The organism is Stenotrophomonas sp. STEN033, assembly GCF_056856655.1.
On the sequence record NZ_JBXFWM010000044.1, the window covers coordinates 23,587 to 37,208 of the forward strand.

Consider the following 13,622-nt stretch of genomic DNA (forward strand, 5'->3'; position numbering starts at 1 on the left):
TTCAGAGCTGGCGGTTGAAACCGCCGGATACGTCAATGCAGCTGCCAGTGGTGTAGGAAGCCAGCGGTGAGGCGAGGAAAAGCAGGGCACGCGCCGCCTCCTGCGGCTGACCCATGCGTCCCATCGGAATGCCGCGGCGCGCGGCGATGCGGGCGGTCCAGTCGGCCCACTCCAGCTCGGTATCGCTGCGTTGTTCGAAGCGCCGCCGCCACTGCCCGGACTCGACCATGCCGAGCAGGATGGAGTTGACCCGGATGCCCTTGCCGATCAGTTCCTGGGCCAGCGAGTGGGTGAGGTTGAGCAGGGCGGCGCGGGCGGCGGAGGTGGCGATCATGTGCGGTTCCGGCTGCAGCGCCAGCAGCGAATTGACGCAGGTGACGGAAGCGCGCTCGCTGACTTCGAGCAGCGGCAGGAACGCCTGCAGCGGGTGCAGGACGCCGAACAGTTTGAGCCGGGTTTCATCCAGCCAATCCTGCTCGCCGGTTTCTGCCAGCGAAGCCACGCGACCCTGGCCTGCGTTGTTGATCAGCATGTCGGCGCCGCCAAGGCGCGCATGAACGATGCCGGCGAATTCATCCATGGCCGCCCGATCGAGCACGTCAGCGGCATGGCCGAGCAGGGTGGCATCGGGAAACTCCTGGCGAAGGCAACGCTCGGCCTGCGCCAGGCGCATCGGGTCGCGGCCACAGAAGGCGACGTGGGCCCCATGCGCAAGCAGCAAGCGCACCGTCTCCAGACCGATGCCGGAAGAGCCGCCGGTAACTACCGCGATGCGTGCCTGGACTTCGAACTTCATGGCGTTCCCTTTGCTGGTTGGAGGTGGCGTGCGGCTTCGAGCACGGTCCTGGCGAAGGACGCCGGGGCGTCGAGGTAGCTGGCATGGCCAGCACCGGGCAGCAGTCGCAGCGGTGCCTTGATCCGCAATGCCAATGCACTGACGTCTGCCGGGGGGGTGATGGTGTCCAGGTCGCCGCCGATCACCCGCGTCGTGCCAGACCACTTCGGCAGATAACGCCAGATGTCATCGTTGGCCAGCATCGCGCAGGCCTGTTCAAAGCCGTCCGGGCGCAGCCGCCGCATGGCGGCCTGTGCTGCCAACAGCGCTTCTTCGGAAGGATATGGGCGTAACAGGGCCGCGGCCCGCTGCAGTGCGTAGGTTTCCGACCCGAGGGTGTTGAGCATCTGCAGTCGCTCACTGCGCACGCGTGCGCGTGCGGCTGCTGTGGCGCGTGCGTAGCCCTGTGCAGGGTCGGCGAGCAGCAGGCTGTGTACCTGCTGCGGATAGGCCGCGGCATAGGCGGCGGCCATCATTGCGCCGAGCGAGTGCCCAACCAGCACGAATGGCGGCAGAGCAAGGGTGGCCACCAGGCCATGCAGTGCATAGGCGTAGTCACTGGCGCGAGGGTTGGGCTCGGCCAGGGCGTCGCTGTCGCCGTAGCCGGGGGCGTCCCAGGCGATGACCCGTAGCCGCTGCATCAGCAGCGTCGACAGCAGTTCCCAGGAACCTGCACCGGAGCCGATGCCGCGCAGCAACACCACCGTTGGCCCGCTACCGCATTCGCGGTAGGCGATCTTGCGTCCGGCAATGATCTGGAAGCGCTCCCGCCAGATGGCGGGAGTGGCTGACATGTCTGCGCAGGAGGGGGAGGCTGTCATCGCTGCCGGCCTCAGTTGCGCTTGATCCTGGCCAGCGGATGGTCAGCCGGATAGGTGGGAATGCGCGGCGTCGGTGATCCCAGCATCACGCACATCAAGGCTTCCTCCTGGCCATGGTTGAACAGGCCGCGGTAGATTCCCGGCGGGATCGATATCAGGTCGCGTTCGCTCAGCTCGGTTTCGAAGCGCTCGCCATTCTCTTCCAGGGTCAGCAGGATCTTGCCGCGAAGGATGAAGAACACTTCCTCCACATCGTCATGCAGGTGTAACGGACCCTCGCACTGGGCAGGCAGCACCATCGTGGAGAAGGTGAAGCTGTCGGAAGGCACGGTGTTGGCGTCCGCGCCAACGCCGGTGGCGCCAGTGCCCATGTAGCGCATCTGCGCGCGCCGATACTTGGGGTCGAAGTCGGCCTGGAACTTCAGCGCGTCCCAGTCATAGCTTCGGCTCTGGTAGCGTGCAATGCGTGCTTGCATGCGCTCGCCGAGCCGGGATTGCTTGCTGCTTGCGTGCTCTGTGGCGTGCTGCTCATTCATGGTCTAACTCCGAATCAGTCAATCCAAAGGGGACGGCATTGCTGCCGACGGGAACCTGGGTGCAACCTGCCGGCGATGACTACCGGGTACAGCCTTCCGTGCCCGCTGCGTGGCGAGCCATTCTGTTCCTGCTTGTGATGGCCTGCGCCGGTGCTAGCGCAGCGCCATCAGGTCGATCCCGGGGTCGGCCAGAACGGCCGGATCCAGTTGTCGTGCGGCGCTCATCCAGCGCCGCCCCAGCTTGATTGCGCGTGCATCACCGAAGGCCACCATGTGTTGCAGGCGCGCCTGTTGGTCGAGTTGGAAATAGATGTCGCGCCCATCTTCGGCTGCGCGATGCACGCGACGGTTGTGTTCGGAGTGCAGGCCAAGAATCTGGATGTTGATGCCGTGCTGGTCAGACCACAGCCAGGGAATATCGTCGTAGTTGACGTCCAGCCCCAGCATGCCGCGCGCCGAAGCGATGCCCTGGTTCTGTGCGTTGGCCCAGGACTGCACGCACAGGCCGTGGCGCGGGTGTTGGGCTACATCACCGGCGGCGTAGATGGCCGGGTCGCTGGTGCGTCCGCTGCCGTCCACGACAATGCCATGGCCCAGTTGCAGGCCGGCTGCCTGCGCCAGCTCGGTATTCAGCTGGGCCCCGGCGCCGACCAGCACGGTGTCATAGACAGCGGCATCGGCGGGCGTAGTGATCTGCACGCCCGTTGGGACCTGTGCCAGGCGCAGGTCGCCGCAATCCAGCCGCAGTGCTATTTCCCGTTCCCGATGCAGCGCGGCCAGGCGTGTCGATACGTCGTTGCCGATACTGCGACCGCAAAGGTAGGGGCCACGTTCGTAGATCACCACGTCGATGCCCTGGCCGCGTGCCAGGGACGCTACCTCCAGGCCGATCCAACCGCCGCCAATGACGGCCAGGCGCTGGCAGCTGGCCAGACGTTGCCGCAGCGCGAGCGCGTCATCCACACTGCGCAACGTAAGCACGCCCGCGAGGTGTGCCCAGGCCGGGTCCGGCAGCCGTGGGCGGCTGCCGGTAGCAATCAGCAGGCGGTCGTAGGCCAGCGCGATGCCGTTGTCCAGCATCACCTGCCGCTGTTGTCGATCAATGGCGAGGGCGCGACGCGGCCGCTGCCAATCGATGGCCAGCGATGCCAACAGCTCGGCCGGGAACAAACTCAGTTGGCCGGGCGCGAGGGTGCCGCTGAGAATGTCCTTGGACAGTGGCGGGCGCTCGTAGAAATCATGGGTTTCGTCGGCAACCACGCGCAGGCGCTGGTCGTAACCCAGGTCGCGCAAGGTTTTTGCGGCCCAGCCGGCAGCCTGCCCACCACCGATGATGACGATGTCTTGCAGGCTGCTCATGCCGTGGGTACGTCCTGCATGCGCAGCTGACGACGGGTGCTGGCATCGATGCCACCTTCCACCGCCCACTCGGTGAACGACTCCACCGAGTGCTCCAGTTCGCGGGGCTGCCACGCCTCGGTGAGATGATCCTCGTTGGTATAGAACTCAAAGGCGCCGCCTGCAGGGCTACGCACGTACCAGAAATAGGCGGAGGAGATCGGGTGGCGGCCAGGGCCGAGGAAGGTCGCCCAGCCGGCGCGGCTCATGGCCAGGCCGCCGCCAAACACCTCCTGGATATCGCGCACGGTGAACGCAACGTGGTTCAGGCCGCGCGGCTTGCCGGGGCGGTGCAGCAGGAACAGATCGTGGTGGCCGCCGCGCGCGGCCACACGCAGGAACACGCCACGACCCACATAGCGATCGGAGACATGGAAGCCCAGTTTGTCGCGATAGAAGCGTTCCACCGGCGCGAGATCGTCGACGAAGAGCACGGCGTGGCCGATACCGATGGGCGTGGCGCGGTCGTATACCGGGCTGGCCTGGTCGATACGGCGTACATCTCCCCACTGGTTGATCGGTGGCGACGGCGCCAGTTCAACGCAGCGCAGGCGGCTGAGCCGAAAACGCAGGGTCATGCCATTGGGGTCGCGGCAGCTGATGCTGTCGTGGTCGGCCACGAATCCAGGCTGGTCGGCCAAGGCATGCGCCAGCGCCTGCAATGCCTGCACCGAAGCAACGCCCCAGGTAATGCGGCGCAATGTGGAGCCGGCTTCGATCGCCTGCGGAAGGCGCGGATCATCCACGGGGAAGAGCGTCAGCCGCGAACCGTTGAGCGTTTCCACGCCGCGGGTGCCGGCGAGCTCGTGCCCGACGGCCACACGGCTCAGCCCGAAGTCAGCGACGAAGCGCTCACAGGTGGACAGGTCTTCAACACCGAACTCAAATTCTTCAATACCGACTATCTGCATGACTTCCGTTCCATGGGGTGGCGGGGCGGTTGGGTCGGGTGCAACAGGCGAACAGTGACAGCGGGGGCGTTGCAGAGCAGGTCTTGGTGTACTCAACAGGCCTGCAGGAAGCCTTCGATCTCGCGTGCGGCGGTCTCCACCTGTGTGCTCAGCGAAGTCTTCAGATCCAGTGGCAACACCGAGCGCGGGACCATCACGCTGATCGAGGCCAGGACGTTTCCATCACGGTCCCGCAGTGGGTAGGCCACGGCCGAGACACCTGGCTGGTAGAACGATTCACTGATGGCATGGCCGCGGGCGTTGTCACCGTCCAGCAGCGCGATCAGGTCCTGTGGTGTCTTTGGTCCCTGTTCCGAGGTCAGCGAGAACGCCGATTCCGGATAGAGCGCGCTCAGTTCCTGCGGTGGCAGTGTCATCAGCAGGACACGACCAATGGCGGTGCAATGTGCGGGCAGGCGCGTGCCGACACCCACGCCGGCTGCAAGTTCGCCGACCGCGCTGGCCCTTGCCACGTACACCACGTCGCGACCGTCCAGTACACACAGGTGCGCCGAGTAACTGGTGGTGTCGCGCAATCGCTGAATGACGGGTTGCCCGATCTGGACGATGTCCATCGACGACAGGTAGTCAAAACCCAGGCGCAGGATGCTGATGCCGAGGCTGTAAGCCCCGCTGGCATTGTTGCGACTCAGGAAGCGCATCTGCTCCAGCGTCTGCACGGTGCGGTAGGCCGAGGCCTTGGGCATGCCGGTACGCTGGCAGACCTGGGTGAAGCTCAGCTCGCCGCGGTGCTGTCCAAACAGCAACAGCATGTTCAGGCCTTTCTCCAGCGCCGGCACCATGTAGCGAGTGGGCTCTTTTCCCGGTGTTGCCTGGGGCGTTGACATATCCGTCGTCCCTTCAGTTGAAGACAAAGCCGCCGTTGACGGGCAGGGTCTGCCCGCTGACGAAATCCGAAAGTGCCGACAGCAGGTACACCACGCTGCCATCGATGTCGGCGGGGTATTGCGCGCGTTGCAGGGCGCGGCCGTTCTCATACAACGCGTGCCGTTCCGCGGGGACGTATTCGGTGGCTTCGCACTGGGTCAGTCCGGGGGCGATGGCGTTGACGCAGATGCCGTCAACACCCAGTTCGCGGGCCATCGAACGTGTCATCGCCAGCACGGCGCCCTTGCTGGCCACGTAGGGCAGCAAGCGGGGCGCACCCCAAATTGCGGTATCGGAGGCCAGCATCACGATCTTGCCGCGATCGGCGGCGCGCAGGTGTGGCAAGGCAGCACGGCTGACCAGCCAGGTGCCGCGCACATTGACCTGCAATGTACGGTTCCAGGTTTCCAGCGAAAGCTCGTCCATCATTGGTCCACCAATGCCGGTGGCGATCGCGGCGTTGTTGACCAGTCCGTCAATCCCGCCCATCAGCTGCGCCGCTTCCGCGACGGCTGCCTCCACGGTTGCCGGATCGGCCAGATCGATCCGTACCGCATCGGCCTGGGCGCCTTGATCATGCAGGCGCTGCAGGGCGCTGCTGGTATCCAGAATGTCAGCGATCACTACCCGCGCGCCGGCAGCGGCGATGGCACAGGCAAAGCTCAAGCCCAATCCGCGTGCAGCACCGGTTACCAGTACGTTGCGGCCAGCCAGCAACGAGGGCGCGGACGGACTCATGCCTGCGCGACCTCGTTTGCTGCCAGCGCCGGTGCGGTGCCTTGACCGAGCTGGCGTTCGGCCATCTTCTGCATCATCCGCCGCACCCGGCTCAGGCCGGCATCATGGGCATAGAGGAACTCCCGGCTGCGGGCGTCGGGGGCGAGGTTTTCCAGGATCACCCGATCCTGTTCCAGCACATCCCAATGCAGCTGCTCCAGCCGCGTGCGGTACATGAAGCGCCATACGTCGCGCTGCCATCCCTGCACCTTGCGGATACGCCAGAAGAACACCCGGCAATTGTCCTCATCCACCGGCACGGTCATGCCAACGATCCAGAACGGGCCGCCGGGGCCGAAGCGCTGCCGGTACGGGATGGACAGACGCAACCAGAACGCGCCGCCATGGCCGAATTCCACCCAGTCGAAGTTGACCCCGCGCTGCCCTGTCTTTTCGAAAATAAAGCCGGTATCGGTAGGCACTATCTGCATTTCGGCGCTGCGGTCGCCTTCGGCCATGGAGTGCGAGGCCGCATGCAGGTAGGCGCCATGCATCGGATCCATCACATTGTCGATGGCAAATTCGTAGCCGCACTGCCACCCCGCCGTACACAGGAAGTGGCTGTACTGGCCTTGGTCTTCCAGCTCCTCCGGCAGGCGCAGGGGCGGCACTTCCGCCTTGGGATCGAGGGCGAAGTAGAGGAATATCGCGCCGTGCCGTTCCTGCACCGGATAGCTGTGCAGGCATTGGCTGCCAACCAGGGGGCAAGCGCTCACCGCAGGCACATCCTGGACCACGCCGCTGCCGTCCACCTCCACGCCGTGGTACCAGCAGGCGATGCGTTCGCCCAGATTCCAGCCCATCGACAAGCGCGCGCCGCGATGTGGACAGCGGTCTTCCAGGGCGTGCACACGTCCATCGTGGTCGCGCCACAACACGATGTTCTCGCCCAGGCGGGTGATGCCCAGCGGTGCACTGGATACCTCCCAGCTGGCCACCACCGGATACCACAATTCGCGCAGGCCGCGGCGCAGGTGCGCTTCAATCTCTGTCTTCCTTGCCATCAATGCTCCCTCCCAGGATGCGTTGGCTGTGGCTGCCGGATCAGTAGCCGAGGGTGGCAAGGGATTTGTGGAACGACACTTCGGTCCACGCCTTGCCGCTGTGGTCATAAACACCGATCGCGTTGAGCTGGCAGACCACGTCGACGACGTCGCTGGCACCATTGGCGAAGGCCTGTTCCAGTGCGTTGGCCAGTTGCAGCTCGTGCTCGGTCGGGGCACGCGTACGGGTCTGCCAGACGATGTTGCGGGCCTGCCCCGGCTGCTCGATGCTGCCTGCGCCCGGGTCATTGGCCGGGACGGGCTTCTGCCACTGTTTGAGGTATGGATTGAATTGCAGCGGAGTGCTCATGCCACTTCCTCCAGTCCGGCTTCGATCCTGGATGCATCAACCTGTATGTCATCACCCTGTACCCGCAGCGGATAGGTGGACAGATCGCGGCCGCCGGGCTCGCGCAGGCAGCGCCCGCTTCGGATGTCGAACACCGCCTCGTGCAGCGGGCACTCGACCTTGCCATCCTCGACAAATCCCTGGCTGAGCAGGGCATAGGCATGCGGGCAGACATCTTCGATGGCGTAGTAGTCGCCATCGACCAGAAAAATGCCGATCTCCTTGCCAGCCAGCTTGGCTGCGAAAGGATATTCCGCGTGAACCTGCGATTTACTACAAACAGTTTTCCAGTTCATGCCGTTCTGTCCGCCCGGGTGGGTGAGGGTGAGGTTTTATATTTGAAACTAAATCTTAATACAGAAACTTCGATTCAACATAGCAGTGCTTGAGGGGGTCGCAATAAGGGAAACTGTCATTTGCGTGTGCTGTTATTCACACATTTGAAGTTTGATCGACTTTGTTTGTTGGTGCTTGCCTATGTCTTGGGGCGACGGAGCTTTGCTGTTGCGGCTTTTGTTTAATGGGTGAAACCTGGTGGAGTTGTTCTGCTGCTTTCTGTTGTTGGGGCCGGGTGTTGGATAGCGCCGCGTCGCCTGGCGATATGGCTTGCTTTGCACCAACCGGAAGCGATGGGGTGCGTGCTCGGAGCCTCACTGGTTGCTGCGCAATAACGAATGGCAAGCGGCAGCTTGGTTTGATTTACTTTGATTTGAATATAGGGCTGGCGGGTATGAGGTTGCTTTGGGATTTGTCCTAAAACTTTTGATTGGGCCAAAAGTTGGAATATGCGGGTGGATGCCTGGCTAAAGAAAACGGGACATTGGCCGATATACCGGGCAGCTTTCCGTTTGGACTGATTCGTTGTCTGTCATGGTGATTATCTCGGCAGTGGTTGCGGCGGTGGTTGCCGGAGGCCTGGTCTGGCTCTGGCAGCGGAGCAATGGCGACAGGAGTGGGCCACAACGGCGGCCGCGCACCCCGCCGGTCGTACCGACAACGACGATCAAGGCGGCAACCGTGGCTGTGGGTGATCTGCAGCGGCGCTTCCTGCTCAGTGCCCTGGGGGCTGCCGATGCAGCCGCTGACGCATTGCGTGTACAGCGGGCGGTGGTGGACGACGTGGTCGCGGCGCTGACGCGCGCAGACCTGTCGTCGCGTTACACGCCGCGTCGGCCGAACCTGTTGCCGCAGTTGATCCAGAGCGTCAACGACAGCACGGCGTCCTCTCGCTCGATCGCGCGCATCATCGGCAGCGATGCGGTGCTGGCGGCGACCTTGCTGCGCATCGCCAACAGTCCCCTTTATCGCCTGCAGCGGCAGGATGTACAGAGCATAGAGCGGGCAGTGACGCTGATCGGCAACGATGGCATCCGGCAGATCATTTCAGCGGCGCTGGTGCAGCCGGTGATGGAGTCGGCGCGTGGTGTCGATGCGGAGTTCGCTGGCCTGTTGTGGGAATACACCTTGCGGGTTTCATTGGCTGCCGCCGATCACGCGCGCAGCGTCGAGCGCGAGGATGGCTTCGCCGCGCAGCTGGCTGGCCTGCTGCTGGGGCTGAGTGCGGCGATGGCCATGCAGGCGGCCACCGATGTGCTGGCGCAGCCGCCATTGCGGGTGCGTGAGCCGGGTACCCTGCTGGCGGTGCTGGAGCGCTGCAGTGCGCCAACCGCCGTGCGGATCGCCGGGCACTGGAAACTGTCCGCCCCCATCGTCGAGGCGCTCAAACAGGTGGATGCGCCTGCTGCCACCGGCTTGGCGCGCTCCCTGCAGGTAGGACAACTGGCCGCCAGCGCTGCGATGCTGCATGCGCAGGGCCTGATGAGCGAGGAAGAAGCCGTTGCAGCGCTCGCCAGTCAACTGCCCGAACATGTGGCGACATGGCTGTGGAAGCGGATGAGCCAGGCCGACGCTGCGCAGGAGTGAGGCCCGCAACGAGGGCCGCGCGGCACATCGCGCGCCCGTATCCTGGCGGTGAGGGATGGCTGCGCCGCTGTGGGGCAGGGTGCCTACAGCTGCGATTCCAGTGGCAGCCAACTGATCACGCGGGTGCTTGCACGTTGCATGAACCCGGTGTCCGGTTCGGTGCGCAGGCTGATGGGTGGATTGCTGCCGCGATCCAGCCAGCGTAGTTCGTGATCCTTGTTCAGATACATCCAGTAACTCATCTCCGCGCTGGACAGGCGCAGATACTCCTGGCGCAGGCGTGCTGCCAGCACCGGGTCATCGAACAGCGCGCCCATTTCGGTATTGAGGTAGGCCGAGCGTGGGTCGAGGTTGAACGAACCGACGAAGCCGCGGCGGTCATCCACCACGAAGGCCTTGGTATGCAGGCTGGCGCCGCTGCTGCCGAAGGTCGACGCCTTTTCGACGTGTCCATGCGCCTTGAGCTCGTACAGTTGCACGCCGCCAGCCAGCAACGGGCGGCGGTAGTGCATATAGCCGCCATGCACTGCCGCCACGTCGTTCGCGGCCAACGAATTGGTGATGATGCCGACCTGCACGCCGTTCCGGGCCTGCTGGATCAGTCCCTTGGTGCCAACTGCGCCGGGTACGAAGTACGGTGATATCAGCAGTGACTTGTGCTTGGCACTGCTCAATACGTCAACCAGCTGGGCCACCAGCCATTGGCTGCTGTCGCCGCCGACCGGCTTGCGCGGGGGGTCGGAGCGGATTCTTACCCCGTCGGTCCAATGCAGGTCCAACTGCCGGCTGAGGTAGGCATCGGTGAAGTGAGCACGCACGCGCTGCAGGTAGGGCTCGGCCTCCTGCTGGCGTGCATCCAGCTCGGCCTGGCTGATGAAGTTGGCCATCTGCTGGTCGGTGCTGTAGTGCAGGGCCGCGATCGGGACCACGGCGTCGCTGTTCCAGAAGTCATCGAACACCGTGCTGGCGTCATTGGCGACGGGGCCGGCGAGCAGCAGGTCCAGATCGCGGAAGTTCACGTCCGGGCGTGCGTCGAAGTATTCCGCGCCGATATTGCGGCCACCGACGATGGCCACGCGGCCATCGGCAATCCACGCCTTGTTGTGCATGCGGTGATTGATGCTGAAGACCCGCTGCACCATTTCGACCAGGCGCCACAGTCCGTCGCGGTTGCGGAAGGGGTTGTACAGGCGGATTTCGATGTTGGGATGGTTGTCCAGTGCCAGCATCTGTGGGTCCAGCCCGGCAGCGTTCATGTCGTCCAGCAGCAGACGCACGCGTACGCCGCGCTCGGCGGCCTGGTAGACGTCATGGGCCAGCAGATGGCCGAGCAGGTCGTCGTGCCACATGTAGTACTGCAGATCGAGGCTGCGCCCGGCCTGGCGGGTGATGATGGCGCGCGCCGCATACGCCTCAAGTCCATCGGAGAGGTAGACCGCGCCACTTTTGCCGGGATGCGCGGCCAACAGGGGCTGCAGTTGGCGATCGATCAGGGTCTGCTGCGCCTGCACGGGCAGGGCATATGAAGGCGCGCCTACGGCTTTGGGCGTGAGATGGTCCCCCAGCAACAGGCCACTGCCGATCAGCAACACCACCACGCCCAGCAGATAGGCGAGGAACCGGAGCAGGCGATTGGGACGATGCTTGTCTTCCATGCCCGCATCCTAACGGTGTTCGTGAGCCGGCGGCAGCTTGCAGCGATTCCATGACGTTCCGGGGGTGCGGCCGGTGCCCCGGGTGGGCGAGAATCGGGGTTTGCGTTTCCTGCGAGCCCTGCAATGACCGAACGTTCCTCCCTGTTCCGAGCGCCCAGTCTGGTGCTGCAGATTGTCATCGGCCTTGTCGCCGGTATCGTGCTGGCGCTGCTCTGGCCTGCCGGTGCGACCGCCGTTGGCCTGCTCGGGACGGTATTCATCTCGGCGCTGAAGGCGGTGGCGCCGGTGTTGGTCCTGGTGCTGGTCACGGCCTCCATCGCCAATCACCAGCAGGGGCAGAAGACCCATATCCGCATGATCCTGCTGCTGTACGTGATTGGTACCGTGGCAGCCGCCCTGGTTGGTGTGGCGGCCAGTTTCCTGTTCCCCACCAAGCTGGTGCTGAAGGCTGCCGAGGCCGGCATGAGCGCCCCCGGCGGTATCGGTGAGGTGCTCAATACCTTGTTGATGCAGATCGTCGACAACCCCGTGCACGCGTTGCTCAACGCAAACTACATCGGCTTGCTGGCATGGGCGGTGGGTCTGGGCCTGGCATTGCGTCACGCCAGCCAGGGCACACGTACCGTAGTCAGTGATCTGTCCGATGCGATTACCTGGGTGGTCCGCCTGGTCATCAAGCTGGCACCCCTGGGTGTTTTCGGCATTGTTGCCTCGCTGCTGGCCGAGTCCGGCCTGGGCGCATTGAAAAACTACGCGCATCTGCTGGCGGTACTGGTGGGGGCGATGTTGTTCATGGCTTTCGTCGGCAACCCACTGATCGTCGCGGTGGTGACCCGTCGCAATCCCTATCCGCTGGTATTGCGCTGCCTGCGTGAGAGCGGCATTACCGCTTTCTTCACCCGTTCTTCGGCCGCCAACATCCCGGTCAACATGGAGCTGTGCCGCAAGCTGGGCCTGCACGAGGAGACCTATTCGGTGGCGATCCCGCTGGGCGCGACCATCAACATGGCCGGTGCGGCGATCACCATCTCGGTGCTGACCCTGGCGGCGGTCAATACCTTGGGCTACCCGGTGGACCTGGCCACGGCGCTGCTGCTCAGTGTGGTCGCCGCCATTGGTGCCTGCGGTGCGTCGGGCGTGCCGGGGGGATCGTTGCTGTTGATCCCGCTTGCCTGCGGTCTGTTTGGTATCAACAACGACATCGCGATGCAGGTGGTGGCGGTCGGCTTCATCGTCGGCGTGGTGCAGGACTCGGCGGAAACCGCATTGAACTCGTCCACCGACGTGGTGTTTGTCGCCGCGGCCGAGCAAGCGCGCGGGCGCGGCTGATGGCCATGGCCGGGCGCATCACGCCAGCGGTACGCATCGGCGTTTCGATAGCTATTGCGACTGGCCTTTACGGCATCTCGTTCGGTGCGCTGGCCGTGGCGTCGGGGTTCAGCGTCGCGCAGACGGCGACATTGAGCCTGTTGATGTTCACCGGAGGCTCGCAGTTCGCCTTCATCGGTGTTGTCGGTGCAGGCGGAACGGGCGCCGCGGCATTTGGTGCGGCTACCTTGCTGGGTATCCGCAACGCGGTGTATGGCGCACAGATCAACCGCATGCTGCGCCCGCGTGGCTGGCTGCGGCCGCTGGCGGCGCAGGTCACGATCGATGAGTCGGCGGCGACCGCGGCAAGCCAGACCGATCCGAAAGAGCAGCGGCGCGGCTTCTGGGTGGCGGGGCTGGGCGTCTACCTGTGCTGGAACCTGTTCACCCTGTTGGGCGCATTGCTTGGCGATGCGCTGGGCGACCCGCGCCAGTGGGGCCTGGATGGCGCAGCCGTTGCCGCCTTTCTCGGGTTGCTGTGGCCGCGCCTGCGTTCGCGCGAGCCAGTGGCGATTGCCGTGGTCTGTGCCTTGGTGACCCTGGTGGCGCTGCCGTGGGCACCGCCAGGTGTGCCGATTCTGTTGGCTGCCGCGGTGGCCGCCGTGTGGGGTTGGTTTGGGCGCGGGCCGGCGGACGAGGGGCTTGAGCCCGACGTTGCTCCGAAGCTCGGGCAGGAGTCGGCGCGATGACGCTGTGGGCATGGATCGTAGCGGGCTGCGTTGCCGCTTGGGCGATCAAGTTCGCCGGTTATCTGGTGCCTGTGCGGTGGTTGGAGTCGCCGCGCATGAATCGCGTGGCCGGCTGTCTGACCATCGGCTTGCTGGCTTCGTTGAGCACGATGAACACCGTATCGGCCGGGCAGGGACTGGCCTTCGATGCGCGTATCGCTGCGTTGTTGGTTGCAGCGGCAGCCTTGATGCTGCGGGCACCTTTTTTGTTGGTGGTGATTGTGGGCGCGACGGCTGCGGCGCTAATCCGACTGCTGTGAACCAACTGGTGGCTGTGGGAGCGGCGTCAGCCGCGAAGCTGGCGATACATCTGGCCACAACACAAACCCTGTCTCTTATACACATCTGACG

The 13,622-nt window shown here is 64.5% G+C and carries 15 protein-coding genes; 4 read left to right on the forward strand and 11 right to left on the reverse strand.

Translation table 11 applies throughout. The features are described from left to right. Window position 1 precedes the first annotated feature (1 nt). The 10 genes from AC1VXC_RS14470 to AC1VXC_RS14515 form a co-directional block, all read right to left on the reverse strand. Window positions 2-796: an SDR family oxidoreductase gene (locus AC1VXC_RS14470; protein WP_313493351.1), complete on the reverse strand. Its 795-nt coding sequence runs from the start codon at window positions 794-796 to the stop codon at window positions 2-4. Then, on the reverse strand, window positions 793-1,629 hold the full coding sequence (locus tag AC1VXC_RS14475) for an alpha/beta fold hydrolase (protein WP_481538966.1): 837 nt from the start codon (window positions 1,627-1,629) through the stop codon (window positions 793-795). The genes AC1VXC_RS14470 and AC1VXC_RS14475 overlap by 4 nt, the downstream gene beginning before the upstream one ends. Before the next feature lie 38 nt (window positions 1,630-1,667). Then, entirely contained in the window at window positions 1,668-2,192 is a 525-nt protein-coding gene (locus AC1VXC_RS14480) for a cupin domain-containing protein (protein ID WP_481538967.1), read from the reverse strand. A gap of 153 nt (window positions 2,193-2,345) precedes the next feature. Beyond that, the gene (locus AC1VXC_RS14485) at window positions 2,346-3,551 is read right to left on the reverse strand and encodes an NAD(P)/FAD-dependent oxidoreductase (RefSeq protein WP_481538968.1); all 1,206 of its coding nucleotides are present in this window, start codon (window positions 3,549-3,551) and stop codon (window positions 2,346-2,348) included. Beyond that, a complete protein-coding gene (locus tag AC1VXC_RS14490; RefSeq protein ID WP_313170693.1) occupies window positions 3,548-4,501 on the reverse strand; it encodes a VOC family protein in 954 nt (317 codons plus the stop codon). Before AC1VXC_RS14490 ends, AC1VXC_RS14485 begins: the two co-directional genes overlap by 4 nt. A 92-nt stretch (window positions 4,502-4,593) precedes the next feature. Next, on the reverse strand, window positions 4,594-5,388 hold the full coding sequence (locus tag AC1VXC_RS14495; protein WP_313170695.1) for an IclR family transcriptional regulator: 795 nt from the start codon (window positions 5,386-5,388) through the stop codon (window positions 4,594-4,596). Between the two features lie 13 nt (window positions 5,389-5,401). Next, window positions 5,402-6,166, reverse strand: coding sequence for an SDR family oxidoreductase (locus tag AC1VXC_RS14500; RefSeq protein ID WP_481538969.1), 765 nt, complete (start codon window positions 6,164-6,166; stop codon window positions 5,402-5,404). Continuing rightward, window positions 6,163-7,209: a Rieske 2Fe-2S domain-containing protein gene (locus tag AC1VXC_RS14505; RefSeq protein ID WP_313170699.1), complete on the reverse strand. Its 1,047-nt coding sequence runs from the start codon at window positions 7,207-7,209 to the stop codon at window positions 6,163-6,165. The genes AC1VXC_RS14500 and AC1VXC_RS14505 overlap by 4 nt, the downstream gene beginning before the upstream one ends. Before the next feature lie 40 nt (window positions 7,210-7,249). Further along, on the reverse strand, window positions 7,250-7,558 hold the full coding sequence (locus AC1VXC_RS14510; RefSeq protein ID WP_313170701.1) for a recombinase-like helix-turn-helix domain-containing protein: 309 nt from the start codon (window positions 7,556-7,558) through the stop codon (window positions 7,250-7,252). Continuing rightward, complete coding sequence (locus tag AC1VXC_RS14515; RefSeq protein ID WP_313170703.1) at window positions 7,555-7,893, reverse strand: Rieske (2Fe-2S) protein; 339 nt, start codon at window positions 7,891-7,893, stop codon at window positions 7,555-7,557. Before AC1VXC_RS14515 ends, AC1VXC_RS14510 begins: the two co-directional genes overlap by 4 nt. A gap of 574 nt (window positions 7,894-8,467) precedes the next feature. Here AC1VXC_RS14515 and AC1VXC_RS14520 point away from each other — a divergent pair. Further along, entirely contained in the window at window positions 8,468-9,520 is a 1,053-nt protein-coding gene (locus AC1VXC_RS14520; RefSeq protein WP_481528566.1) for an HDOD domain-containing protein, read from the forward strand. An 83-nt stretch (window positions 9,521-9,603) separates the two neighbouring features. On the opposite strand, the gene AC1VXC_RS14525 is transcribed toward AC1VXC_RS14520, so the two are convergent. Then, window positions 9,604-11,175 (reverse strand): phospholipase D family protein, encoded by a 1,572-nt coding sequence (locus AC1VXC_RS14525; RefSeq protein WP_313170706.1) that lies wholly within the window; start codon window positions 11,173-11,175, stop codon window positions 9,604-9,606. Between the two features lie 123 nt (window positions 11,176-11,298). On the opposite strand from AC1VXC_RS14525, the gene sstT reads away from it, so the two are divergent. From sstT to AC1VXC_RS14540, 3 genes are read left to right on the forward strand one after another with little or no spacing between them, the layout of a single operon-like run. Continuing rightward, window positions 11,299-12,504 carry a serine/threonine transporter SstT gene (sstT, locus tag AC1VXC_RS14530; protein WP_313493357.1) on the forward strand — a complete coding sequence of 402 codons (1,206 nt, stop codon included), beginning with the start codon at window positions 11,299-11,301 and terminating at the stop codon, window positions 12,502-12,504. Further along, window positions 12,504-13,232 (forward strand): AzlC family ABC transporter permease, encoded by a 729-nt coding sequence (locus AC1VXC_RS14535; RefSeq protein ID WP_481538970.1) that lies wholly within the window; start codon window positions 12,504-12,506, stop codon window positions 13,230-13,232. The genes sstT and AC1VXC_RS14535 overlap by 1 nt, the downstream gene beginning before the upstream one ends. Beyond that, window positions 13,229-13,531 carry an AzlD domain-containing protein gene (locus AC1VXC_RS14540; protein ID WP_481538971.1) on the forward strand — a complete coding sequence of 101 codons (303 nt, stop codon included), beginning with the start codon at window positions 13,229-13,231 and terminating at the stop codon, window positions 13,529-13,531. Before AC1VXC_RS14535 ends, AC1VXC_RS14540 begins: the two co-directional genes overlap by 4 nt. Window positions 13,532-13,622 lie beyond the last annotated feature (91 nt).